Genomic DNA, 23,496 nt, shown 5'->3' with positions numbered 1-23,496 from the left:
TGCCTCAGCATACTTTTTGATACACCACCAAAAAATTAATCCAGTCAAGTTTAACGGCTTGACTTCAGTAAAGTAATCTCCGGCATGGTCGAAGCGAGTTAATTGTGATAATCCTAGGTTTTTTGTTTTGTGATTCTTCATATTCTTCATATTCGTTATGTTGGGAATATATTAAATTTTTACTTCTGACAACTCAAATAAGCAATCAATTCTGTTTAAGGCTAGTGAACATCCTATTTAAACTAAATAAAGTTAATTTATAGATGATAGTAACAAGCAGAAATATATCAGAAATATATCAGAAATGTATCAGAAATATAGTATTGTATAATAATAGAACTATTGTTATATTGGTTCTGTGCAGTATGATTATACTAAAATGATTATAGAGTATTTGCTATAGCATATAGCCAGGTGCATAGCCGTGACTTGTACAAATTAATTCAATTATAGAAATTTTGAAAAATAGGGTAAATTTCTGTGAGATGTAATCTACTGTAACATTCGTTTTTCAACGTTAAAGACAAATTATTTCTGCTTAATTACTTCAAATTAATTATGTTTTTAAGTCAATTAGCATAGATCTGCAAATTGACCTAAAAACTCACTCACAAATATTTGAGATAATAAAGAGATAATTTAACCAAGTCGAGGTATATAAGTAAGGCAGCTACTATGGATTAAATTATGTTTACACTCTTTATTAGGTCTTTACTATATTTGCCCATTAGTCGCAACATTCCTCTAGCACGAAATGGAATTCGTCACAGAGTTAGCGCGTTACATTAATTGGTTTACAATATTGTATTTTGGTAAGTTCAAACCCAAGAATAACGATTATTACTAATTTTTTATCAAAATTGTATGCTATCTCTATCTTTTTTAAACAACAAGGAAGTTATCTATGACACATTACCAGCCTAGCTCCCATCGTCAGCAAAGTATCAATACTAAAACTAACATAAAGTCTGCTTACAATACCGCATTTAAGTCTACTTTAACGGCTTTAGTAGCTAGCTTAGCCCTTGCTTATGGCAGTCAGGCGCTTGCTCATGGCGGAAAGGTAAATATGATTCCGATCGAAGAGGCAATGAGTACAGCAGGGGCAGATGTTGAATACGATAGCTACGTTGATGTGTATACCATTACCAAGAATTCCACACGCGTACAACTCAAACCTGGTAGCCGTACCGCCATGATTAATGGGAAGCCTTTAGAAATCACCAATCCTTTATTAGTACAGCAGGGGCAGATATTAGCACCCGAAACTTTGGCTAATGAGATATTACAATCAGGCTTAGATCAAACCTTCAAGATAGAGCAAATCCCGCATCCGTTAAATGCTTTGAGCAGCGATGAGATCAAACAAACAGTGGCTATTATAAAAAAGGCCAAACCTACCGAGACCAATTTACGATTTTCTGATATCCGCCTAAAACCGCCTGACAAAGATAAGGTGTGGCGCAATGTGATCGAAGATATCCCTTATACTGGCGATCGTATTGCAACTTTTACGCTTTTGAAGGGAAGCACTGTCACTGAAGGAGAAGTGAATTTAAGCAAAAAAGCGCTGACCGGCTGGAAAACTATAGAAAATACATTTGGCATGGTGTTGCTAGATGATTTTATCGCGGTTCAAGATATTATTCAAAGTAGTCCAGAATATAAAGTAGCGTTAAAAAAACATGGTATTGACGATGTGACTAAAGTCGTGGGAACACCGCTGACAGTTGGCTATTTTGGGGGGCAAGACGGTCTTCTAGATCAGCAGCAGCGAATTCTTAAGGTCGTATCTTACCTAGATGTGGGAGATGGCAACTATTGGGCGCATCCAATTGAAAATCTAGTTGCAGTCGTTGATTTAGATAAGAAAAAGATTATCAAAATCGAAGAGGGCAGTATTATTCCTGTACCGATGACCCCGCGCCCGATCGACGGTCGTGGTTTGGACGTTGTCACCAGTAAACCGTTAAATATTATTGAGCCAGAAGGGAAAAACTATACCATCACTGGTCGAGATGTTGAATGGAATAACTGGAAGTTTCATATTGGTTTCGATAGTCGTACTGGCTTACAAATCAATACAGTCACATTTAATGATAAAGGCGATGATCGCAAAATCATGTATCAAGGCAGTTTGGCAGGTATGGTTGTGCCTTATGGTGATCCTGACATGGGCTGGTACTTTAAGTCTTATCTAGATGCCGGCGAATACGGTATGGGAACGTTGACCTCCCCACTAGAAAGGAACGTCGACGCACCAGAAAACGCTGTATTTCTTGAAGCGGTCATTCCAGATTATAAAGGCAATCCAACTACCATTCCTAACGCCATCGCAGTATTTGAACGTTATGCTGGTCCCGAGTTTAAACACCAAGAAATGGGACAAAAAAATGTCAGTACCGTACGTCGTGAGTTAGTGGTACGCTGGGTGAGCACCATAGGTAATTATGATTATATATTTGACTGGGTATTTCAGACAAACGGGACGATTGGTATCGACGCTGGCGCCACGGGCATTGAAGCAGTCAAAGCCGTACTTGCAGACACCATGCATTCCCCGACTGCTGAAGAAGATACTCGCTACGGTACGCTAATTGATCATAATATCGTCGGTCCTACTCACCAGCATATTTATAACTTCCGCTTGGATTTAGATATCGACGGAAAGTCCAATCATATAACACGGGTAGATCCAGTGGTAGCAGTAAATACTCGCGGTGGTCCGCGTACCAGTGCAATGGAGACTCGAGAAACCACGGTGTTGACCGAGAAGGCAGCTATAGAAAACTTCGACCCTACTACCATCCGCCTAATCAGTAATGCCAGTAAGGAAAACCGGATGGGTAATCCTGTGTCTTATCAAATGATACCGTTTGCAGGAGCTACTCACCCCATCGCGAAAGGCGCTAACTTTGCGGATGATGAGTGGTTGTTTAAGCGTCTCAGCTTTATGGATAAGCAGATTTGGGTGACCAAATATAACCCAGATGAGCTGTATCCAGAAGGAAAATATCCCAATCGTTCTGACCGAGATACGGGATTAGGCATGTTTACTGCAAATGACGAAGGCATCCATAATAAAGATCTAGTGACATGGCTCACTACAGGTACAACCCATATCGCACGAGCTGAAGAGTGGCCTATCATGCCTACAGAATGGGTGAATGTACTATTAAAACCGTGGAATTTCTTTGACCAAACACCATCGCTACAGAACAATCAAAGTGAAGATAAATAGAAGCGTTCGTGGTATTGCATTGTAAATTTGGCAATTATTTAGTCTTCACGTTAATTTCAGATATTTTTGCGAAGACTAAAAAGCCAACTCATTTAGTTTTATGGTTTAGCTTCAGTCTTGTCGTTTAACCATACAAATAATAATCCTACCAATATAGAGGTAAGGTAATGAAAGATTTTAACTTAATTATCAACGGTAAAAGTATCGCAGCTACCAATTATTTCGATGTTATCAATCCTGCAGATAAATCTGTGGTCGCTCGCTGTCCAAAGGCCAGTGTCGAACAATTGAATGACGCAGTAGCTGCTGCCAAAGCGGCATTCCCTGATTGGTCAGCACTAACTTACGCAGAACGGCGAGACAAGTTAATGCAACTTGCTGATGCGGTGGAAGCTCATGGTAAGGATATCATGACGCTACTTACTAAAGAACAAGGCAAACCTATGAAAGGATTTGCTGATTTAGGTTCAGGATTTGAACTTAACGGTGCACTAGCATGGATACGTGGCACAGCCAGCATGGAGTTGACTCCAGAAACTATTCAGGATAACGATGTCGCTCGTATAGAGCTGCATCGCAAGCCACTTGGTGTTGTGGGTTCAATTACACCGTGGAATTATCCATTACTAATAGGCGTTTGGCACATAATTCCTGCTTTGCTAACTGGCAACACAGTAGTCATGAAGCCATCTGAAATGACACCATTGACCATATTATACTTTGGTGAAATTGCTAAAGAAATTTTACCAAAAGGCGTGTTGAATGTGGTGACTGGTGCAGGCGATATTGGCGCGGCTATTTCTTCACATGAAGATATTCGCAAAGTTGTTTTTACGGGCTCCACACCCACAGGCAAAGCCATTATGAGGAGTGCTGCTGATAACTTAAAACGCTTGACTCTTGAATTGGGCGGCAATGATGCAGGTATTGTCTTAGCCGATGCCGATATTGACGCTTGCGCCCCTAAAATTTTTGCAACCTCTTTTATTAATAACGGACAAACTTGTGCAGCACTAAAACGTCTTTATGTTCATGAATCAGTGCATGACCAGCTCTGTAAAGCATTGACCAACATAGCGACCAGTATGAAGACGGGTAATGGGTTTGATGAAGATACTGACTTTGGGCCTCTACAAAATCAGGAGCAACTGAATATCGTAAAAGCGCTTGCAGAGGATGCTAAAGATCGGGGTGCAAATTTCTTATGTGGTGGTAAAGTTTCTAATGATAATGGTTACTTTTATCCCATAACCCTAGTAAACGATATCAATGATGGCTCAAGATTAGTCGATGAGGAACAGTTCGGTCCAATTTTACCCATTATTAAATTTAGCAATGTAGAAGATGCGATTGTCAGTGCAAATCGGTTGCAAGTTGGACTTGGTGGCTCAGTATGGTCTAAAGATTTGGAAAAAGCGCAAATTATTGCTTCACGTTTAGAATGTGGCACAGTTTGGATAAACAATCATGCAATGGTTCAACCTGATGCACCATTTGGTGGCGTTAAGGACTCAGGGTTTGGAGTAGAATTCGGAGAAGCGGGTCTCAAAGAGTATACTTCTATACAAACGGTGCAAATTTTTAAATCTTAATGGATATTTTTTAGATTAGCATATGAAGAGCAATTTCAAAAGTAAGGTGAACAAGAAGCATAGATGCGCTAGTATTATAATTTCTATCCACTGACCAAAGTGAGATTGCAACGTTATTGGAGTCGGGCTTATAAACCTGATGGGATTAAGTATTTTATAATACATTGATTCGAACTCAAAAGGTGACGCACAACCAATTGCGCTGTGTAAACTGACCCCTGAAACTTGGACGGTTTAGTTAAGCTAAGGACAGAGATATATATTGCACAAGACTCAGTCCTCTCAATTTTAACTGAGTTCTTTCATAATTATAATAAGTAATATACTCATGAATCTGCTGTTCTAGTGTATCAATAGTTTTAGGTTTATCAATATAAATAGTCTCGCACTCAAGTATTGCAAAGAAGCTCTCCAAACTGACACATCTGATAATGTCAGCCTGGATCTGAATACAGAACCAGATTTTTCTTCCGTTTCGATGTTAAGTGGTTTGTGGCATTTTCTAACATCTGCTTGACTAAGTTAAATACAGGACCTCGAGAAATTGGTAGCTTATAATCTCGTTATTGAAGCACTCAAGTATGGGTGATAAGTACAGCTCATCATCTTCAAGTGTTAAGGTTACTCAACGGTAGCTATGTTTACCTTTGTGCTGATGTTAAATTTAAGGGCCGCCTGTAATAGGCTTAAGCCTTCCTCTGCGATGATGTAGTGATTTATAATCAGTGCTGTAAACCGTTTTTCTTGTCTTAAGTCTGATAGCAACAACGCCACCTGCTACATACCAATCTACCAATTTGTATACGCCTCTCTTATCGATGCTAAAGTGCTTTTCTGTTGCTATACATGAGTGACCTTGCTGATATTATGCTAGCACTGCCAATTTAGAGTCTATGTCATACTTCATAAAATAACCCCCGTGAGTTTGTCCAACTTATGGAGGTCAGTTTATTTATAGTGTGGCTTTTCACGTCATGCGAGTAATATCTAAAGCAGAGAACGATATTTGAACTAGCAACCCTCACAAGCCTTGATAGAGCTCCTAATTTTATTAAATAATGACCCTTTATTATAATAAAGCAAAAATTTATCTTACTTATCTTGCCAATTTGGTTGACGCTTTTCTAAAAAAGACTGCATACCCTCTTTTTGGTCACTTAATGCAAATGTAGCATAAAAGTTTTGTTGCTCATACTGCATACCATTCTGCAAACTGGACTCATTAGCATAATCTACTACTCTTTTTGCCATATTAACTACAGGCTTGGAACGCTTAGCTATATGATGTGCAACATAAAGTGCTTCTTCGACCACCTTGTCATCTTCAACTACTCTTGAAGCCAAACCGCTACGCTCAGCCTCTATAGCCGTCAATATCTTTCCACTCAATATGACGTCCATTGCTTTAGCTTTACCTATAGCACGAATCAATCGTTGCGTCCCGCCCGCTCCAGGTATGATGCCTAAACTTACCTCAGGTAACCCAAACGTCGCGCTGTAACCTGCCACTATAATATCACACAGCATAGCTAACTCACAGCCGCCGCCTAGGGCCAAACCGTTTACTGCGGCTACAATGGGAATATCACGTCGTTCTAGTTTTGACCATACTGATGTGACATATTGTTCCTCTACGACTTGAGCATAACTCTTACCGCTCATCTCATCAATATCACCTCCGGCAGCAAATGCCTTTTTGTTACCAGTCAAAACTAAGCAACGAGCGCCATAATCTTGTAATAAAGAAACGACTTCACTCAGCTGGAGCATCAATTCATCGTTTAGTGCATTAAAAACTTCGGGTCTGTTTAAGGACAGCTTATAAACACCAAGGTTATAGTGTGTAACATTTATATACTCATATTTTTCTAAAACAGACTTTATATCGTTTGTCAATTTATTTGAATCTACTGTGATACCCTTTTTCATAATTATTTCTCTTATGATTGATAATAATAGTAGGACTGCTTAAAAATATACAATTAATTTTACGAATGATTTTAAATGTATTTAGTTTCCTGTAAATTTGGCATGTCTTTTTTCTTTAAAAGCAGCAATACCTTCTGTTTTATCGGTAGTAGAGGCCAAAATTGAGAAAGTCTGACGCTCAAAACTCATTGCTGACTCAAGTCCCATTTCTACTGAGTTATTTAACGATTGCTTTGCTTGTCTGATGGCAAATGGGGCATTTCTTGCTATCTTCGTTGCGACTGAAACCGCAGCAGTTAGCACATCTTCATCAGCCAAATCAGTAACCACACCCCATTCTACCATGGTAGATGCTGGCATGATTTCACCTGAATATATCATTCTCGCGGCTCTGTTTTTACCTATCAGCCTAGGTAGAATTTGTGTACCGCCAGCCCCAGGCATCAGTCCTAGCTTTACTTCTGGTAAACCAAACTTAGCGTTTTTATGAGCTAATGCAAAGTCACAAGACAACAACAGCTCCATACCACCACCGAGACAATAGCCATCAACAGCCGCAATCAAAGGAATAGGACACTGTCTGATACGGCGCCATGCACTCACTCTCGCATCTAACAACGCTTGCTTCGGGCTTAAGGTAGCTATTTCATCAATATCAGCACCAGCAGCAAAATCGCCTGCTAGCCCATGTATAATAACAACTCTAGCTGATTTTATATTTACCAAAAACTCTAAAGTATCCGCTAGATGTATAACGAGTTCGGTATTGAGTGCATTCTTGCGCTCAGGACGATTAATGCCTAGTTGAAAAACACTACTATCTAGCTCAGTAACTTGTAAAAATGATTTATGTTCCATAAGTTCCTTCTCTTTTTATTAATATTTATATTATTAAGGCCAATGACCTACTTATATATTTGGTATTCTAAAAATTAAAATATTAGAATCAACAACTTTAGAATTATTATAAAAAAGGCTTAAAGGTTGCCCCATAAGCCTTTTCAACTTGATTAACAATATACTTAGCTATTATGTTTTTCGGCGTAAGTCCATAACACGTGTAGCTTTACCTTCAGAGCGCGGTAAGATACCTACAGGCTCAATAATAACCTCTACACTAGCACCAATGGTTGATTTAATATTATAGATAAGCTCTTTTTTCAGACGCAAAGCACTTTGACCCTCATCAACAGGTTCTACACGTATACGCAACTGATCCATAGCACCCATACGATAGCGCTCTATTAGATAGTTAGAAGATAGACCAGATACTTTCATGATTTGCTCTTCTAACAATGAGGGATATATATTTACTCCACGCAAGATAATCATATCATCATTACGGGCAGTAATTTTTTCAATACGACGCATTGAGCGTACATCCCCTGGAAGAATACGAGTGATATCACCCGTACGATAACGGATAACTGGCATCGCCTCTTTCATAAGTGTGGTAATAACCAGCTCACCTTGCTCACCATCAGGCAATACCTCACCAGTTTCAGGATCAATGATTTCAGGATAAAACAAATCCTCCCAAAAAGTAAGTCCGCCTTTGCTAGCGACTGCCTCTTGTGCAACACCTGGACCGACCACTTCAGAAAGCCCGTAAATATCAACAGCGTCGATATCGAAGCGCTCTTCAATATGACTGCGCATCTCATTTGTCCATGGCTCAGCACCAAATATACCCACACGTAAGCTGGTCTTTCGAGGGTCTTTACCCAGTTTTTCCATCGCCTCTGCGATATTGATCATATAAGAGGGCGTTACCATCATAGCTTCTGGCTCAAGCTCTTCAATAATTTGAATCTGACGACTGGTCATACCACCTGATATAGGAATCACCGCTGATCCTAGCTTTTCAGCACCATAATGAGCACCCATACCACCAGTAAACAAGCCATAACCATAAGCTACTTGTACGGTATCATTAGGAGTAACACCAGCAAGTACTAAAGAACGAGCCATTGCTTCTGACCACATATCTATATCATTGCGAGTGTAAGCCACAATAGTAGGTTTGCCGGTCGTACCTGATGAACCATGTAGTCTTACAACATCACTACGATCAGTACATAATAACTTTAAAGGATAATTGTCTCTAAAATTATTTTTTTCCATAAAAGGGAACTTGCTTAAATCTTCAAGTGACTTGATATCGTCTGGATGTACATCAGCAGTTGCCATCTGATTTTTCCAAAAACTATTATTCTCATAGGCATGCTTGATTGTTTGCTTAAGGCGTTTTAGTTGTAGGGCAGATATCTCATCACGAGAGGCCACTTCAATACGATTGTAAAATTCTAAACTCATTTTAAATTCCTTTTCAAAATAGATAATAATCAAACTATATAAAGTTAAGTAGTATAAAGCCAAGTAATGCTGTTAGAGATGACTTTGACCTTTTAATGACCGACTAAATCCTTGGAATTCAGCCACTAATTCTCCGTTTTCGCCATAAGTTATCTCTATGCGATAAGAGCCTGAACGACCATGAACCCCTGACTCATAAGCATAAGCATAGAGCTCGTCGCCTATGTTGGCTGGTCGCCAGTAGGCGATAGTGCAAATTTGTCCAACAGCAATTTGATTGTGTGCATTACAAATATGAGCAAATGTGGTGTCGGCTAAACTGAATATAGCACCGCCATGACAGTTACCATGACCATTTGAATGAATACGCTGAACCAGCATTTTGCAAACTGAATAACCTGCTCTAGCGGCCACAATGTCGATGCCTAAATGCTGTGAATAATAATCTTCAGCGAGCATTTTATTTGCAATTATTAATGCTTGATTGTCAGCTGATTGCTGATCTTTATGGCTCGTATTATTTTCAATGAACTCACTTGAATCCCTACTTAATGTCAATGAGCGATTGAAACTAGGCGCTCGTGTCGAAAAGCCAACGTCAGAAGGATTGTCAGTTGCAGAGCTTTTAGTTTTAAGGTTATCGTTAAACATTGCTACGCTCCTTATGCAATTGCGTTTCGAGCATGTGCGGAACAACATAACTGCCACTACCGTACATACGGCGCAGCGCACTTAATGTGCTAACAACGGTACTAACACCAATAAATTCAAGCCATTCAAAGGCACCTAAAGGATAATTAACACCACCTTTGAGGGCGGTATCAATACCTTCGGGTGTAGCTATACCTTGAGTGGCACAAATGGCTGCTTCGTTGATAATCATACTAATGACGCGCAGATTTATTAAGCCGGGGCAATCTGTTACTAGAATCCAGTCTATACCTCCCAAAGATTGAGGCAATCTGCCATCCATTATAATACAAGCTTTAGGGCCTGCTGCTATCGCAACTGTTGCAGATTGCTTATTAGGATGTTTGATATCTACTAATATAATAGGTACTTGAAGCGAGTCTTCCCAGTCGGCAGCCAACCTACCATCTGAGGCATACATGTGCACATTATTTTCTAACACTCCAATTAAATTATCTAGCAGTGGAGCACTTTCTACTCTTGAATTATTATCGATACTTTGACTATCTTGCTCATTTACCCAAGATTGACGACCATAAGCCGAAAAACTAATCGATTTTTTATCAGTCTTTAAAGAGTTCTCATGAACATTTTGGTTTTGTCTAGAGTCTTCATTACTATAGTTATAGAAACCTTTACCTGTTTTACGACCAAGAAAACCTGCCTCAACTAGGCTGCCTTGTATATAACTTGGTCGCAAGTGTGTGGGATAAAACAAGCTATCAAACACAGAGCAGCTAACTGCATAGTTGATATCTTGTCCTATAAAGTCCGTCAATTCACAAGGACCCATTTTAAACCCTGCACTACGCATACTAGCATCAAGGTTAGCGGGTGTTGTAATTTGGTCTTCAAGTAAACGGAAGCTTTCAACATAAAAGGGACGGGCAACACGGTTAACAATGAAACCTGGTGTATTTTTACAACGTACTGGCGACTTACCCCAACTTTGCATCAATTCAATACTAGTGTGAGTGGTTTCTTTATGCGTTTGCAGCGCGTCAATAACTTCAACTAAAGGCATAATACCTGGAGGGTTAAAGAAATGTAAACCAATAAAACGCTGCGGATTTTTCAGACATGAAGCAATGGCAGTCACAGAGAGAGAAGACGTGTTAGTAGCTAAAATAGCATCAGAACTAACGATAGCTTCAAGCCCACTAAAGACTTGTTGCTTGATATCTAATCGCTCTACAATAGCTTCAATAACCAGCTTGGCATCAGTCAATTGACTGCTATTTTCGCTAAGTACGAGTGCACTTAACCAGCTGTCTTTATCTTGCTGAGTAATTTTTTCTTTTTTGACAAATTTAGTAAATAAATCATCGAGTGATGACTGTGCGGATTGTAATTGTTCGCTTGATTGATCAACTAATACAACATTATGACCAGCTTGTAGCGCCAGTTGCACTATCCCTTGACCCATAGTGCCTGCACCGATGACACCAACTGTAAAATTTTCAATACTCATGCAACTTCCTTGTATATCATAAAACCAATATTTATATATACTAATAATTTTTTAATTAGGTAAAAAATAAAGCCCTCTGCTTATTGACAGAAGGCTCTATCGTTATTTTAAGATAAGCCTAGGATAATTTATCTAATATTGAATGTAGGACTCAGTACAGCATTTAATATGATAGTAAATCAATACTTATGGTTTATACACCAAGGGTATTATTAATATTATCTCATGCCATCAAAGAACTAAAGATAAATTAACTATCTATCAATGATTAGTTGGTCTGTTCACGTACCGTTACCCAACCGAAACGAGGTGCTACAAAGCCCAAGTCAGTCAAGCAAACGTTAGCTGCAGGGTTGAGACCTGAACCATGAAAATCTGAATAAGCATTAGATTGATTCACATATACCATCCCAGTGAGATTAACAGAAAGCGGAGATCCGGCATCAGAAATATCATCCATTGCTTTGTTCTTAAACTCTTCCTCTTTGCTGTATAAAGAAGTTGTCATAGCGCCATGTTGCTCAATGCTATTACAAACCAACTCAAGTGCATTTTGTGCATCATCAGTAGCAATTACATATGCTATTGGACCGAACTGTTCTTCATATATTTCTGCATCATTTTGGGTAACTTTAATAAGTTGCGGCTTGGCAGTCTTAGCGTCAGGGAAAGCGTCATAATTTACTGTTTGCATGCCAAGTACGAATGTTTTGTCACTATTTGCACTTTCATTCACCCGCTTATCTACATCCTCGCTATTTAAGGCGCCCAATAAAGCAAAAGCACGTTTATCATCGCCTAAAAGTTTTTCAACTGCAGACGCAATACCTCCAGCTACCTCATCGAAGCTTTTATGTCCGTCATTGGTGTCAATGCCGTCTTTAGGAATATAAATATTTTGCGGAGCTGTACACATTTGACCTGAATATAACGATAGTGAAAAAGCAATGTTGCTGGTCATGGCTCTAAAGTTATCGGTTGACTCAATAAGGATGTTATTCAGTCCCGCTTGCTCTAAATACAGCTGAACACCATTGGTATTCTCTCTGAGCCAATCACCAAAGGCAGTACCACCAGTGAAGTCAATCATTTTAATACGTTTATCTTGCACGATATCTTGCGTATAGGCACGATCGCTATTAGCAACAGCAATTTGGATAACATCAGGGTTGACATTAGACTCTTGTAAGACTTCACGGATGATATCAACAGTAATGGCTAAAGGCAGAATGGCTCTGTCTGCAGGCTTGACAATAACGCTGTTACCTGTCGATAGACTGGCAAATAATCCAGGGTAACCATTCCATGTTGGGAAAGTTGCGCAGCCAATCATAACGCCAACACCTTTACCACGTGTCTTAAAAGTCTTATCCATTTTTACTGATACTAGGTTACCTTCTTTATCCTTGCCCGTGACTTTATCCCATTTGGCGGTTGAGGCAGAAGCTTCCATTGCATTGGCAGCATAAGCGATGGTTTCGAGACCACGCTCTAATGCATGCGCACTACCTGCCTGAAACGACATCATATAAGGCTGGCCAGTGGTATGCATAATACTATGTACCATCAAAAACGACTGCTTTGATAATCTATCAAGTATTTCCATACAGATACCAAAACGGGTATCGTTATCAAGCTTACGCCACTCTTTTTGCGCCTGCTCTGAACGTGTGAGTAATGTATCTTTATCAAGTTTTGGATACTGCATGCTCATATCGATGCCATAAGGAGAGGTAGCGTCGCACTGAACGTACTCGGCACCCTCCATTGGCACCTTGAATTCGTATTTACCACCTAACAAAGCATTGAAATCATCCTCACCTTTTTGTTTAGCGCCTTCTCCGTAATGCTTTTCACTTGGCATTTCTGGATAAGCTGCCCACTCTTCTCTACTTTTGATAACTTCTCTGGCTTTTAGTAGCTTTTCTTTATGCTTTTCATATAAATCTGACATTTGGTGCTCCTTGTGAGAATTAGTATTTCCCGACTCTTTATTAATCTAATCTTTTGCTTTTCAGACCTGACTTTTCTTGTGGACACGTCCTAGTGAACTGAAAAACCATACTACATTAAGGTTTATGATGCAACAGAGTGCATACTAGTACACAAAGAAAAACCTACTTAAAAATCATATTATGGTCTTCTGTATCAACACCTTAACCAAAAAACAAATAATAATTTTTATTTGTTTTTTGTTTTTCTTAGTCAATTCTTCTTCTTTCGCTTGTTAATTCTAATAATTTTAACTACCATTGAACGATAAGGATAACCCACCTTACTCTCTACAATACTTATTGAAAAGCTCAATGGACTGAGGATTATAATGACTGCTGAAATTATCACATCAGATACTATAAAACTGACAACTCAAGATGGTGTTGCAACCATCAGTTTAAACCGCCCTAAACAACTAAATTCATTTACTGAAGAGATGCACAACGCATTGGCATCAGTACTAGATGAAGTAGCGGCCAACGAACAAGTACGTGCTGTTATTATTACTGGTGCAGGCAAAGGCTTTTGTGCAGGACAAGACTTAGGTAATAGAGACCCCCGCAAACAAACTTATGACTTGGGTCAAACCATCACTGACTTTTACAACCCACTAATGAAACGCTTAAAAAACCTAGGCAAGCCCACTATAGCTGTCGTCAATGGTGTAGCCGCTGGCGCTGGCATTGGTATTGCATTGGTTTGCGATATTGTCTTATGCTCAGACAAAGCCAAGTTTGCCATGGCCTTTGGCAAAATTGGGTTGGTACCAGATTCAGGCCTGACTTGGTCACTCGTACAACTGGTTGGGCTTGCACGTGCTAAGGCTTTGGTGCTAACTAATGCGACTCTAACCGCAGAGCAAGCGTTAGAGTATGGTTTGATTTGGAAAGTTTATGAGTCCGATAGACTCATGGACGAAGCCATCAAACTCGCCACTACCTTAGCCTATGGTCCAGCCCTTGGTACGTCTCTTACAATACAAGCTTTAAATCAGGCAACTGACAACTCTTTAGAAGATCAGCTAGAGCTTGAAGCTAGCTATCAGCAAAAAGCGGGTTATAGCGATGACTATAAAGAAGGGGTTACTGCTTTTTTAGAAAAACGCCCTGCTGTTTTTTATAAAGACAGTAATTGATTTAAAGCTCATAAATGAGAAACCTGCGTTTCTTATTCTTAAAATCGCTAACTAAAATAAAATATTTATCTTCAATGGAAACATCCATCTATGATCAATGCAAATCCAGATATTATGTCGAAGTACGGTCACATTATAAAAAAACAAATTGATGAAGTATTTCCTGCATGGGTACTTAATAATTTCTCTGTTGAGATTATAGAACTTACTGCAGGTAAAGCCATATATGAATTGGCATATAACCCTGATTTGTACAGAAAAATTCCTGCGCCAAAAGCATCTGAAATTCTATCAGGACAGGCGATTATGGCCTTAGCAGATTCTCTATTAGTTTTCCCAGTGTTAGCCCAAGAGGGTCAGACACGAGAAATGGTCACCCTAAATGCAAGTACCGAATTTTTGAGACCGATAAAAGCTGGAAAGGTTACTATTGAAGCTAAAGTGATACGAGCAGCCACTAAAGTGATACGCGGTCAAGTAAACATGTTTGATACAGATAATAAACTGTGCACGTTATCAACAATGTGTTACATTTATATTTAACTATAGTTTAATTCACTATAAGTGTTTGAATGTAATATGGATTTTAGATTTTTCTAGAGACTATGTTATTAAAATATTAGATATCCTAATATTCTAAAAGGAATACATAACAAGGAGCAGATCATGAGTAACGCTGAACTCGATAAGTTTGAAGACAAAGTCGCACGTGATGTCAAGATAGAGCCTAGAGACTGGATGCCAGAGGCTTATCGTGAAAGTTTGATTCGTCAAATATCACAACATGCCCACTCCGAAATTGTTGGTATGCTACCAGAAGCAAACTGGTTAGCTCGTGCTCCAACATTACGCCGTAAATCTATTTTGATGGCTAAAATCCAGGATGAAGCTGGCCATGGTCTATATCTATACTGCGCAGCGGAAACACTAGGCGCAGAAAGACAAGCGACTATTGATGCGATGCTTGAAGGGAAGCTGAAGTATTCTTCTATATTTAACTATCCTACAAGAAGCTGGGCAGATATGGGCATGATCGGCTGGTTAGTTGACGGTGCAGCTATCGTTAACCAAGTAGCATTGCAACGTACTTCATATGGTCCGTATGCTCGAGCCATGGTGCGTATTTGTAAAGAAGAGTCATTCCATCAACGTCAAGGTTATGAACTGTTAACTGAACTAGTTAAAGAAGGTAACGCTGAACAAAAAGCAATGGTACAAGATTCCATTAATCGCTTCTGGTGGCCTTCTTTGATGATGTTTGGTCCACATGACAGTGATTCAGCCAATAGTGAGCAATCAATGGCTTGGAAGATTAAACGTCTCGGTAATGATGAACTACGCCAAAAATTCATTGACATAACTGTTCGTCAAGCAGAATACTTAGATATTACTATTCCTGATCCTGACTTAAAATGGAATGAAGAAACTGGTCATTATGATCATGGTCCAATAGACTGGAAAGAGTTTAAACAAGTCGTTAGTGGTTATGGCCCATGTAATAAAGAACGTATGGATGCCCGTCGCCAAGCTCAAGAAGATGGTAAGTGGATAGTTGAAGCAGCAATGGCCTATGAGAACAAACAAAGCGTGAAGAAAGCAGCTTAGTTGTATCTCTTTTTAAACATTCGAAAGCTAATACATAAATAGTGATGGCTAAATGCCATCGCTATTTATTATAGCTAACTTAGAATGCATTTCTTTGTAAGCCTAAAAACTTGTTCTAATTTATATAGAGCATCATACCTTTTTATAATTAATTATTTCTCATCCAATCATCTAGCAGTATCACAAAGTAAGTTCAATCCATGCCTAATGCTAAAGGAGTTAGCAATGAGTAAGTCTCAACTATTATACGAAGTATTTATTAGAGCCAAAGCTGGTTTGTCTCACCAACATGTCGGGTCACTACATGCGACTGATGACGAGATGGCATTACAAAATGCTCGTGATTTATACACTCGTCGCAGTGAAGGTACTTCTATATGGGTAGTCAAATCTAATAGTCTAACTTCATTAGACTATGATGATCGAGATGCCTATTTAGAACCATCTATGGATAAAATTTATCGTCACCCAACATTTTATACGATTCCAGATGAAGTTGGCCACATGTAATTGACGTTTTTTACCAATGGATACCGTTATGAACACTACTGTTATAAATCATGAAAAAACTATGTTTGATTATGCACTGCGCTTGGGTGACACAACCTTAATATTAGCGCAACGTCATTGCGAATGGGTAGGTCATGCACCCATTATCGAAGAAGAACTGGCGCTTGCTAATATTGGTCTGGACACTTTAGGACAAACTATGGCTTGGCTTGAAGTAGCGGCAGATAATGATGAGCAAAAAAGGGATGCTGACGAATTAGCATATTTTCGTAACGAGCGTGAATATACTAATTACTTGCTAGCTGAACTAGAAAAAGGTGACTTTGCTGTTACTACGTTACGGGGATTTTTTATAAGCACCTACTTTAAATATCTGTATCAAGATATGCAGAGTAGTAGTATTGATGCTTTTAAATCTATCGCTGTTAAATCTTCAAAAGAAGTTCAATATCATTACATTCATCAACGTGCTTGGCTGATACGTCTTGGCAATGGCACTGATGAGAGTCATCGTAGACTGCAGTCGGCTTTAAATGATATTTGGGCTTATACTAATGAGCTTTTTGAAGAAGATGATACTATTAAATCGGCCCAAGAATTGGGAATCATAGAGTCAATGGCAACTGTAAAGTTACAGTGGCGCAGGGATGTTCTTGCTCTTATCGAAGAAGCTGGCCTTGCTATGCCACAAGATAGATATCATCATAGTGGTGGTACAAAAGGGTTACATACCGAAACACTCGGGCCTTTACTGGCTGAAATGCAATCTTTACGTCGTGAATTTCCTAACGCTAAATGGTAGAAACTAATATGACTAAAATTCAGCTAACACCGATGCTTGATATTGATGAGATAATGCAGATATTGGCTGAGGTACCTGATCCTGAGGTACCAGTATTGACGTTAGATGATTTAGGTATTATTAGAGATGTCAATATCGATCAGAAAGCTGGCACTATTACTGTGACGCTTACCCCTACATATATCGGCTGTCCTGCTACAGCAGCGATTAGAAAGATGGTGAGTGATGCATTAATAGATGCAGGCTATCCTGAACCTATTTTAAAAGAGCAGCTGGTTCCAGCTTGGTCAACAGACTGGATGTCTCCTGAAGCAATCGTTAAGCTTGAAACTTATGGTATTGCACCACCAGGTTCAGGTGATAGCAACGAACCTAAGCGTTGCCCAAACTGTGGAAGCAATGACTATCAAGTAGTTAGTCATTTTGGTGCTACTGCCTGTAAGTCTCTATATCGATGCCTTGAATGTACGGAACCATTTGAATATTTTAAGTGCCATTAAAAATGGTTTCTAGTAATGCGTTTTATTTTACGATAAACGATACCTGCTAGTTAAATGTGCCTATTTACTTAATTATTAATAATTTAAGACAAATTTTAAAGGAATAATTATGTCTGTTTTTCATGCTTTAAAGGTAGTAGAGGTACTCCCTGAAACTAATGAAGCGGTGACATTGAAATTTGATATCCCAAAATATTTATCAAGTCATTTTAAAGCCTTTCCTGGGCAACACTTGAAACTTAAAACCCAAATTGCTGATAAAGAAGTTGAACGCTTTTATTCTATATGTCAAATGGGTGAGGATTATCTGCGTGTAGGTATTAAAAGTGTAACTGAAGGTGTTTTTTCTCAGCATATCTGTAATACCGTGAAAGCAGGCGATATCCTTGAAGTCATGGCACCCCAAGGAGATTTCTGCTTACCTCTTGAAGATCTTGAGGCTATGCAACAAGCAGAGCAGTACTTATTTGTGGGGGCAGGTAGTGGTGTCACTCCTATTCTTGCGATGACAACATATTTACTCGAGAACACTGAGCATGCCCATATAGATTTTATATATATCAATGCTAAACGCCAAAGTGTAATGTTTTTTGAGCAGCTAGAAGCTTTAAAAAATAGATACATGGGAAGACTGTCTATTATTCACATTTTGACACGAGAGCCTAGAGATTTAAATATTTTATCAGCTCGCCCTGAAGGTGAAAGATTTGAGCAACTGCTCTCTGCTTTTATTAATACTGATACCTTGGATCATACTTACTTATGTGGACCACTTCCTATTATTGAGGGCTTTAGAGAAGCTTTAATTGATAAAGGTATCAACAAAAAGAACATTCATCTTGAACTATTTGGTACCCCAACTAGCCAAACGGTACGTCGTCCTGTTGTATATAGTGAATCTGATAAACAAATAACTATAATATCTGGTGGTCGTGAACAAGTAATTGGTTTGGCGGAAGGTCAAAGTGTTCTTGATGCAGCAATTGATGCCGGTACAAACGTACCTTTTGCTTGTAAAGGTGGCGTATGTGCGACTTGTAAGGCAAAATTGGTTAGTGGTTCAGCTACAATGGATGTTAACTACGGACTTGAAGATTATGAAGTAGAACTTGGGTATGTGCTAACTTGTCAGGCACATATAGAGTCTGAAACGGCTATAGTTGATTTCGATGTTTAAAAGTATTATTAGCGTCTTGCTTTCAGATTCTTTTAGAACTGCTTAGACGTAGCTTGTAAGTAGACGATTAAATCAAGATTAAACAGGGTAAGTATTATGAGAGATGTATATATAGTAGATTACTGTCGCACTCCTTTCGGTCGATATGGTGGTAGCTTATCATCTATCCGACCGGATGACTTGGCAGCTGTTGTGCTTAAGCATATTCGTGAAAACAATGATTTTGATACTAAACTGATTGATGACTGTTTGTTTGGATGTGCCAACCAAGCAGGTGAAGACAATCGGAACGTTACACGAATGTCACTACTATTAGCCGGATACCCTGTTGAAGTACCAGGCACTACGCTTAATCGGCTTTGTGGGTCAGGTGTTGATTGTATTAGTTTAGCGGCTAGGAGTATCAAATCGGGTGAAACCGATATCATGTTAGCAGGTGGTGTTGAGTCTATGTCACGAGCTCCTTTCGTGATGAATAAACCGACTAAGGCATTTGACCGCAGTCCCGAGATTTATGATACAACGATTGGCTGGCGCTTTACCAATAAAGCGCTTGAGGCACAATATGGTAGCGACTCTATGCCACAAACTGCAGAAAATGTCGCTCAAGAATTCAGTATCTCACGTGAAACACAAGATGAGTTTGCCTATCAATCACAAATGAAAGCTGCTAATGCTACTGAGCGTTTAGCAAAAGAGATTGTGCCTGTTACTTATACTGATCGTAAAAAAGGCCTGATTACAGTAGATACTGATGAGCATCCTCGTGCTGACACTACTATAGAAAGTCTATCGAAACTCAGACCTATTTTTGCTGGTGGCACAGTAACTGCAGGTAATGCCTCAGGAGTAAATGATGGGGCAGCGGCTTTACTTCTTGCCTCAGAAGATGCTTGCAAACAACATAATCTTATACCTAAAGTTCGCGTTATTGCTACTGCTGCTCGTGGTGTTGAACCACGCATAATGGGTATTGGACCTATAGCAGCTGTTGAAACATTATTAAAGCGAACAGGGCTTAAGATGTCTGATTTTGATATCATTGAGCTGAATGAGGCATTCGCCAGTCAAAGCTTGGCGATACTCAACCACTTCGGTATTGAACCTACGGATACTCGACTAAACCCAAATGGAGGCGCTATTGCTTTAGGTCACCCTCTTGGCGCTTCAGGTGCACGTATTGCTGGTAGTGCAATGACAGATATCGCAGGTCACCCTGGCTGCAAGGCTCTAGTTACTATGTGTATCGGTGTTGGTCAAGGTATTGCCATGGCAATAGAGTCTGTCTAAACCTAAGTAGCCAATTACCACTAAAAAACCTCATGAATAGCCAAAAAGTAATTATTTTGTTCTTAGTAAATAAGTACTTGGAACAAAATAATGTTTTTCGTTATGATATTCATGAGGTTTTTATTATATAACTGGCTAGAGTTGATAGTACATATCAACTCAACTAATAATTAATCAATTAAAATGATTACATTATTGTAAATTATGTGTAACATGTTGTGAGAATCACAATCTTTAATTTATCTACAAGGAAGAGATAAAAATGTCTATCAAACTCAAAGTTGGTGCTTTGTCTTTATTCATGGCACTAGCACTAGGAATGTCAGGTTGCTCTAACCAATCAGATAGTGGCGCTTCTGCTACTTCCTCTCAAGAAACAACTACTCTACGGTTTTCACACTTTTGGCCTGCAACTTCTGCAATGCAAACTGACGTGTTTGAACCTTGGGCTAAAAAGCTCGAAACAGAATCAAATGGAAGATTGAAAGTTGAAATCTATCCTTCAGCAACTCTAAGTGAACCCGAGAATACTTATGATGCTACCGCTAAAGGAATTGTTGATATTGGAGCACAGGTTCAGGGTTATGATGCTGGGCGCTTCCCATTAACCCAAATTGCCGAGTTGCCAGGCTTATCAAGTTCAGCCAGTCAGATGAGTTGTATGTTACAAAAACTTTATGATGATGGCGATATTTCTAGCGAATATGAAGATACTCACCTACTATTTATGATGGGTGCAGGCCCTGGAGCATTCCATACAGTAGATAAAGTTATTCGTACCCCAGAAGATATGAAAGGTATGCGTATTCGTAGGCCTTCAGCAATTGCGGGTGATATTATCGAAGCTACTGGCGCCTCTCCTGTAGGATTACCTGCTACTGATATTTATACTTCATTACAACGTGGTGTTATTGATGGATTGAGCTTTGCTTGGAGTCCTACTGGTGATTTTAGAATTACGGAATTAACTAACGCACATACTAATATACCTTTCTACAGTTCAGCTTTATTGGTAACGATGAATAAAGATAAATACGAAAGCTTATCTGATGATTTGAAAAAAATAATTGATGATAATTCAGGTAAAGTAATGGCAGACATCGCAGGACAAATGTTTGACAGAGAAGATGCTAGAGTTATGGAACAGGCCCGTGCAAAAGGAGATACTATCATCGAGATTCCTGATCCTCTCAATGACCCAGACTGGAAAGGACCTCTTGAAAAAGGAATCCAAAAATACCTTACTGATGTCAAGGCTCTAGGTTTAGATGCAGATGCCGTTTACGAAAAAGCCAAAGTGGCTAGTGCTGCCTGCAAGGTTTAACTTATTGGAGTTGTCACATGGTATTTTTGGTTAGAGTCAGTCGCTTTATTTCAAGGTTATGTCAATTCATTGGTGGTGTCAGCTTAATCATCATTGTTGTCGCCACTATTGCAGATGTTGCCACTCGTTATTTATTCAAGCTCACTGGTGGTGAGCTTGGGTTCACTATTAAAGGGGGCGTGGAGATTGTCTCTTATTTCATGCTTTTTGCGCTACTGGCTGCATTTGCCGCCTTTGTGGAACGTTCCCAGATTATAGTAGACGTTTTTACCCAAAAGATGCCGCAGTCTATTAAAGGCTACATGATGGGTACCTTTATGATGGGGTTTTTCTTAATAGGTATCGTGTTCACATGGGGCCTATATGAGAGTGCAGTCGATGCCGTTCATTTCGGTAAAGTGACTCAAGATCTTAGAATCTCAATGATGCCCATTTATGCCCTAAGTTCGTTCTTAAGTGCCTTGCTCGCTATTCGCGCCCTTATCGAATCCATTAATATTTTCAAAACGGGCGAGTTCTTTGACGCCGAGGAGACAGGCGCATGAGTTCAGAAATTATTGGTGCTATCGGTTTAGTATGCATGATTTTATTAGTCGTCGGCAGGGTACCTGTTGCTTTGGCGATGTTAGGGGTAGGGTTAGTGGGCTTTGGGGCAGTAACCTCACCTAGTGGCGCTGTACAAATGCTAAAAGATATTCCGGTAGATGTCTTAGCAAAGTATGATTTTAGTGCCATTCCTTTGTTTATATTAATGGGGGTTTTTGCTACTCATTCTGGTATGGCGACCAAACTATTCGATTCTACCCGTACTATTTTTGGTGGTGTTAGAGGCAGCCTTGGTATTGCTGGTATTGGCTCATCAGGTATCTTTGCTTCTATTTCAGGATCCTCGTTAGCGACTGCTTCTACTATGGCGCGAGTGGCATTGCCACAAATGGAAAAACATGGTTACCAGCCGGGTTTTGCCTGTGGGGCTTTAGCCGCAGGTGGTACCTTAGGGATCATGATTCCACCGAGTATCGCGCTTCTTGTCTATGCTATCTTGACCCAACAATCAGTTGGCGATATGTTTATTGCTGGGTTTTTACCGGGTATTTTAGGCATAGTCATGTACTCTATTACCGTTATGATCATGGTGCGCTGGAAGCCACATCTGGCGCCGCGCGGCGAGCGAACCCCGTGGAAAGCTAAAATAGTGTCTTTAACAGGGCTGATACCTTTTAGCTTTATTTTTATTGTTATTATTGCTGGTATTTTCTTTGGATTATTCACCCCCACTGAAGGTGCCGCAGTAGGGGCGTTTGCTTCTTGGGGCTATGCTGTTGTTAAAGGTATGAGAATGGATGGCCTAAAGCGCTCATTAATTGAGACCTTAGCATTATCTGCGGTCGTATTCTTTATGCTGTTAGGCGCAGAAGCCCTTGGCTACTTCATTTCTGTATCGCGAATGTCTAATACGCTCGCAGCATGGATTGGTGGTTTGGACGTTAGTCCAATGATCGTTTTAATCTGCATCTTGATCATGTACTTTTTGCTTGGGCTGTTTATGGATGCCTTAGCGATGTTGGTGATTACCATTCCTGTGGTATACCCAATTATTCTAGCATTAGGCTTTGATCCCGTTTGGTTTGGTATTATTACGGTATTAACCGTAGAACTTGGGCTTATTACCCCGCCAATGGGCATGAATATCTTTGTGATTAAAGCGGTGGCACCGCATATTAAGCTTGCCGATATGTTTCGCGGGGTGGCGCCCTTCATTGTCTCTGACTTGATTCGATTGATTGTTTTGGTGTCTTTCCCAGCCATTTCCCTGGTGTTATTAAGTTGAGAGTTGTAAGGATTGGTAATCCCCCCTAAAAACAAGCATTCTTAATGCGGTGAGTAAATAATATTTCTTAAAAGTACATTAGTTACTT

General features: G+C 39.6%; 20 protein-coding genes. 13 read left to right on the top strand and 7 right to left on the bottom strand.

The features are described 5' to 3' along the window. The first annotated feature begins 904 nt into the window (after positions 1-904). Complete coding sequence (locus tag U1P77_RS08850; RefSeq protein WP_321154663.1) at positions 905-3,241, top strand: copper amine oxidase; 2,337 nt, start codon at positions 905-907, stop codon at positions 3,239-3,241. A gap of 167 nt (positions 3,242-3,408) precedes the next feature. Further along, positions 3,409-4,833 (top strand): aldehyde dehydrogenase family protein, encoded by a 1,425-nt coding sequence (locus U1P77_RS08845; protein WP_321154662.1) that lies wholly within the window; start codon positions 3,409-3,411, stop codon positions 4,831-4,833. A gap of 238 nt (positions 4,834-5,071) precedes the next feature. Here the strand turns inward: U1P77_RS08845 and U1P77_RS13580 are convergent, their stop codons facing one another. The 7 genes from U1P77_RS13580 to paaN all read right to left on the bottom strand — a co-directional run bounded on the left by U1P77_RS13580 (position 5,072) and on the right by paaN (position 13,193). After that, the gene (locus U1P77_RS13580) at positions 5,072-5,248 is read right to left on the bottom strand and encodes an IS3 family transposase (RefSeq protein WP_414479002.1); all 177 of its coding nucleotides are present in this window, start codon (positions 5,246-5,248) and stop codon (positions 5,072-5,074) included. Positions 5,249-5,925: 677 nt separating this feature from the next. Continuing rightward, on the bottom strand, positions 5,926-6,762 hold the full coding sequence (locus U1P77_RS08840; protein WP_321154661.1) for an enoyl-CoA hydratase-related protein: 837 nt from the start codon (positions 6,760-6,762) through the stop codon (positions 5,926-5,928). 81 nt (positions 6,763-6,843) lie between these two features. Further along, on the bottom strand, positions 6,844-7,620 hold the full coding sequence (locus tag U1P77_RS08835; RefSeq protein ID WP_321154660.1) for an enoyl-CoA hydratase/isomerase family protein: 777 nt from the start codon (positions 7,618-7,620) through the stop codon (positions 6,844-6,846). A 171-nt stretch (positions 7,621-7,791) separates the two neighbouring features. Continuing rightward, positions 7,792-9,078 carry a phenylacetate--CoA ligase family protein gene (locus U1P77_RS08830; protein WP_321154659.1) on the bottom strand — a complete coding sequence of 429 codons (1,287 nt, stop codon included), beginning with the start codon at positions 9,076-9,078 and terminating at the stop codon, positions 7,792-7,794. A gap of 72 nt (positions 9,079-9,150) precedes the next feature. Further along, positions 9,151-9,729, bottom strand: coding sequence for a hotdog fold thioesterase (locus U1P77_RS08825; protein WP_321154658.1), 579 nt, complete (start codon positions 9,727-9,729; stop codon positions 9,151-9,153). After that, entirely contained in the window at positions 9,722-11,239 is a 1,518-nt protein-coding gene (locus U1P77_RS08820; RefSeq protein ID WP_321154657.1) for a 3-hydroxyacyl-CoA dehydrogenase NAD-binding domain-containing protein, read from the bottom strand. Before U1P77_RS08820 ends, U1P77_RS08825 begins: the two co-directional genes overlap by 8 nt. A 268-nt stretch (positions 11,240-11,507) precedes the next feature. Next, positions 11,508-13,193, bottom strand: coding sequence for a phenylacetic acid degradation protein PaaN (gene paaN / locus U1P77_RS08815; protein WP_321154656.1), 1,686 nt, complete (start codon positions 13,191-13,193; stop codon positions 11,508-11,510). Positions 13,194-13,562: 369 nt separating this feature from the next. Here paaN and U1P77_RS08810 point away from each other — a divergent pair, with 369 nt between their 5' ends. The 11 genes from U1P77_RS08810 (at position 13,563) to U1P77_RS08760 (ending at position 23,408) form a co-directional block, all read left to right on the top strand. Beyond that, positions 13,563-14,369 (top strand): enoyl-CoA hydratase-related protein, encoded by an 807-nt coding sequence (locus U1P77_RS08810; RefSeq protein WP_321154655.1) that lies wholly within the window; start codon positions 13,563-13,565, stop codon positions 14,367-14,369. A 90-nt stretch (positions 14,370-14,459) separates the two neighbouring features. Continuing rightward, on the top strand, positions 14,460-14,912 hold the full coding sequence (locus U1P77_RS08805) for a PaaI family thioesterase (protein ID WP_321154654.1): 453 nt from the start codon (positions 14,460-14,462) through the stop codon (positions 14,910-14,912). Positions 14,913-15,035: 123 nt separating this feature from the next. Beyond that, complete coding sequence (gene paaA, locus U1P77_RS08800; RefSeq protein WP_321154653.1) at positions 15,036-15,974, top strand: 1,2-phenylacetyl-CoA epoxidase subunit PaaA; 939 nt, start codon at positions 15,036-15,038, stop codon at positions 15,972-15,974. A gap of 225 nt (positions 15,975-16,199) precedes the next feature. Further along, entirely contained in the window at positions 16,200-16,484 is a 285-nt protein-coding gene (gene paaB / locus U1P77_RS08795) for a 1,2-phenylacetyl-CoA epoxidase subunit PaaB (RefSeq protein WP_321154652.1), read from the top strand. A 28-nt stretch (positions 16,485-16,512) separates the two neighbouring features. Further along, the gene (gene paaC / locus U1P77_RS08790) at positions 16,513-17,286 is read left to right on the top strand and encodes a 1,2-phenylacetyl-CoA epoxidase subunit PaaC (RefSeq protein WP_321154651.1); all 774 of its coding nucleotides are present in this window, start codon (positions 16,513-16,515) and stop codon (positions 17,284-17,286) included. Positions 17,287-17,294: 8 nt separating this feature from the next. Next, positions 17,295-17,786 carry a 1,2-phenylacetyl-CoA epoxidase subunit PaaD gene (gene paaD, locus U1P77_RS08785; protein ID WP_321154650.1) on the top strand — a complete coding sequence of 164 codons (492 nt, stop codon included), beginning with the start codon at positions 17,295-17,297 and terminating at the stop codon, positions 17,784-17,786. Positions 17,787-17,895: 109 nt separating this feature from the next. Then, positions 17,896-18,963: a 2Fe-2S iron-sulfur cluster-binding protein gene (locus U1P77_RS08780; protein ID WP_321154649.1), complete on the top strand. Its 1,068-nt coding sequence runs from the start codon at positions 17,896-17,898 to the stop codon at positions 18,961-18,963. 96 nt (positions 18,964-19,059) lie between these two features. Beyond that, positions 19,060-20,253: a 3-oxoadipyl-CoA thiolase gene (locus U1P77_RS08775; protein WP_321154648.1), complete on the top strand. Its 1,194-nt coding sequence runs from the start codon at positions 19,060-19,062 to the stop codon at positions 20,251-20,253. 256 nt (positions 20,254-20,509) lie between these two features. Then, positions 20,510-21,577 carry a TRAP transporter substrate-binding protein gene (locus U1P77_RS08770; protein WP_321156668.1) on the top strand — a complete coding sequence of 356 codons (1,068 nt, stop codon included), beginning with the start codon at positions 20,510-20,512 and terminating at the stop codon, positions 21,575-21,577. Positions 21,578-21,594: 17 nt separating this feature from the next. Further along, a complete protein-coding gene (locus U1P77_RS08765) occupies positions 21,595-22,122 on the top strand; it encodes a TRAP transporter small permease (protein ID WP_321154647.1) in 528 nt (175 codons plus the stop codon). Continuing rightward, the gene (locus tag U1P77_RS08760) at positions 22,119-23,408 is read left to right on the top strand and encodes a TRAP transporter large permease (protein ID WP_321154646.1); all 1,290 of its coding nucleotides are present in this window, start codon (positions 22,119-22,121) and stop codon (positions 23,406-23,408) included. Before U1P77_RS08765 ends, U1P77_RS08760 begins: the two co-directional genes overlap by 4 nt. The last annotated feature ends 88 nt before the right edge of the window (positions 23,409-23,496 follow it).

Origin of the sequence: Psychrobacter sp. LV10R520-6 (assembly GCF_900182925.1) — a bacterium.
Taxonomy (GTDB): domain Bacteria; phylum Pseudomonadota; class Gammaproteobacteria; order Pseudomonadales; family Moraxellaceae; genus Psychrobacter.
This window is presented reverse-complemented; position numbering and strand designations above follow the sequence as displayed.

Excerpts from the sequence above, each read along its gene's own strand:
- U1P77_RS08765 (WP_321154647.1), top strand. The coding sequence starts at position 21,595 with ATGGTATTTTTGGTTAGAGTCAGTCGCTTTATTTCAAGGTTATGTCAA.
- paaA (WP_321154653.1), top strand. The coding sequence starts at position 15,036 with ATGAGTAACGCTGAACTCGATAAGTTTGAAGACAAAGTCGCACGTGAT.
- U1P77_RS08835 (WP_321154660.1), bottom strand. The coding sequence starts at position 7,620 with ATGGAACATAAATCATTTTTACAAGTTACTGAGCTAGATAGTAGTGTT.
- paaC (WP_321154651.1), top strand. The coding sequence starts at position 16,513 with ATGAACACTACTGTTATAAATCATGAAAAAACTATGTTTGATTATGCA.
- U1P77_RS08820 (WP_321154657.1), bottom strand. The coding sequence starts at position 11,239 with ATGAGTATTGAAAATTTTACAGTTGGTGTCATCGGTGCAGGCACTATG.
- U1P77_RS08845 (WP_321154662.1), top strand. The coding sequence starts at position 3,409 with ATGAAAGATTTTAACTTAATTATCAACGGTAAAAGTATCGCAGCTACC.
- U1P77_RS08805 (WP_321154654.1), top strand. The coding sequence starts at position 14,460 with ATGATCAATGCAAATCCAGATATTATGTCGAAGTACGGTCACATTATA.
- paaB (WP_321154652.1), top strand. The coding sequence starts at position 16,200 with ATGAGTAAGTCTCAACTATTATACGAAGTATTTATTAGAGCCAAAGCT.
- U1P77_RS08810 (WP_321154655.1), top strand. The coding sequence starts at position 13,563 with ATGACTGCTGAAATTATCACATCAGATACTATAAAACTGACAACTCAA.
- U1P77_RS08780 (WP_321154649.1), top strand. The coding sequence starts at position 17,896 with ATGTCTGTTTTTCATGCTTTAAAGGTAGTAGAGGTACTCCCTGAAACT.
- paaD (WP_321154650.1), top strand. The coding sequence starts at position 17,295 with ATGACTAAAATTCAGCTAACACCGATGCTTGATATTGATGAGATAATG.
- U1P77_RS08775 (WP_321154648.1), top strand. The coding sequence starts at position 19,060 with ATGAGAGATGTATATATAGTAGATTACTGTCGCACTCCTTTCGGTCGA.
- U1P77_RS08825 (WP_321154658.1), bottom strand. The coding sequence starts at position 9,729 with ATGTTTAACGATAACCTTAAAACTAAAAGCTCTGCAACTGACAATCCT.
- paaN (WP_321154656.1), bottom strand. The coding sequence starts at position 13,193 with ATGTCAGATTTATATGAAAAGCATAAAGAAAAGCTACTAAAAGCCAGA.
- U1P77_RS08850 (WP_321154663.1), top strand. The coding sequence starts at position 905 with ATGACACATTACCAGCCTAGCTCCCATCGTCAGCAAAGTATCAATACT.
- U1P77_RS08760 (WP_321154646.1), top strand. The coding sequence starts at position 22,119 with ATGAGTTCAGAAATTATTGGTGCTATCGGTTTAGTATGCATGATTTTA.
- U1P77_RS08840 (WP_321154661.1), bottom strand. The coding sequence starts at position 6,762 with ATGAAAAAGGGTATCACAGTAGATTCAAATAAATTGACAAACGATATA.
- U1P77_RS08830 (WP_321154659.1), bottom strand. The coding sequence starts at position 9,078 with ATGAGTTTAGAATTTTACAATCGTATTGAAGTGGCCTCTCGTGATGAG.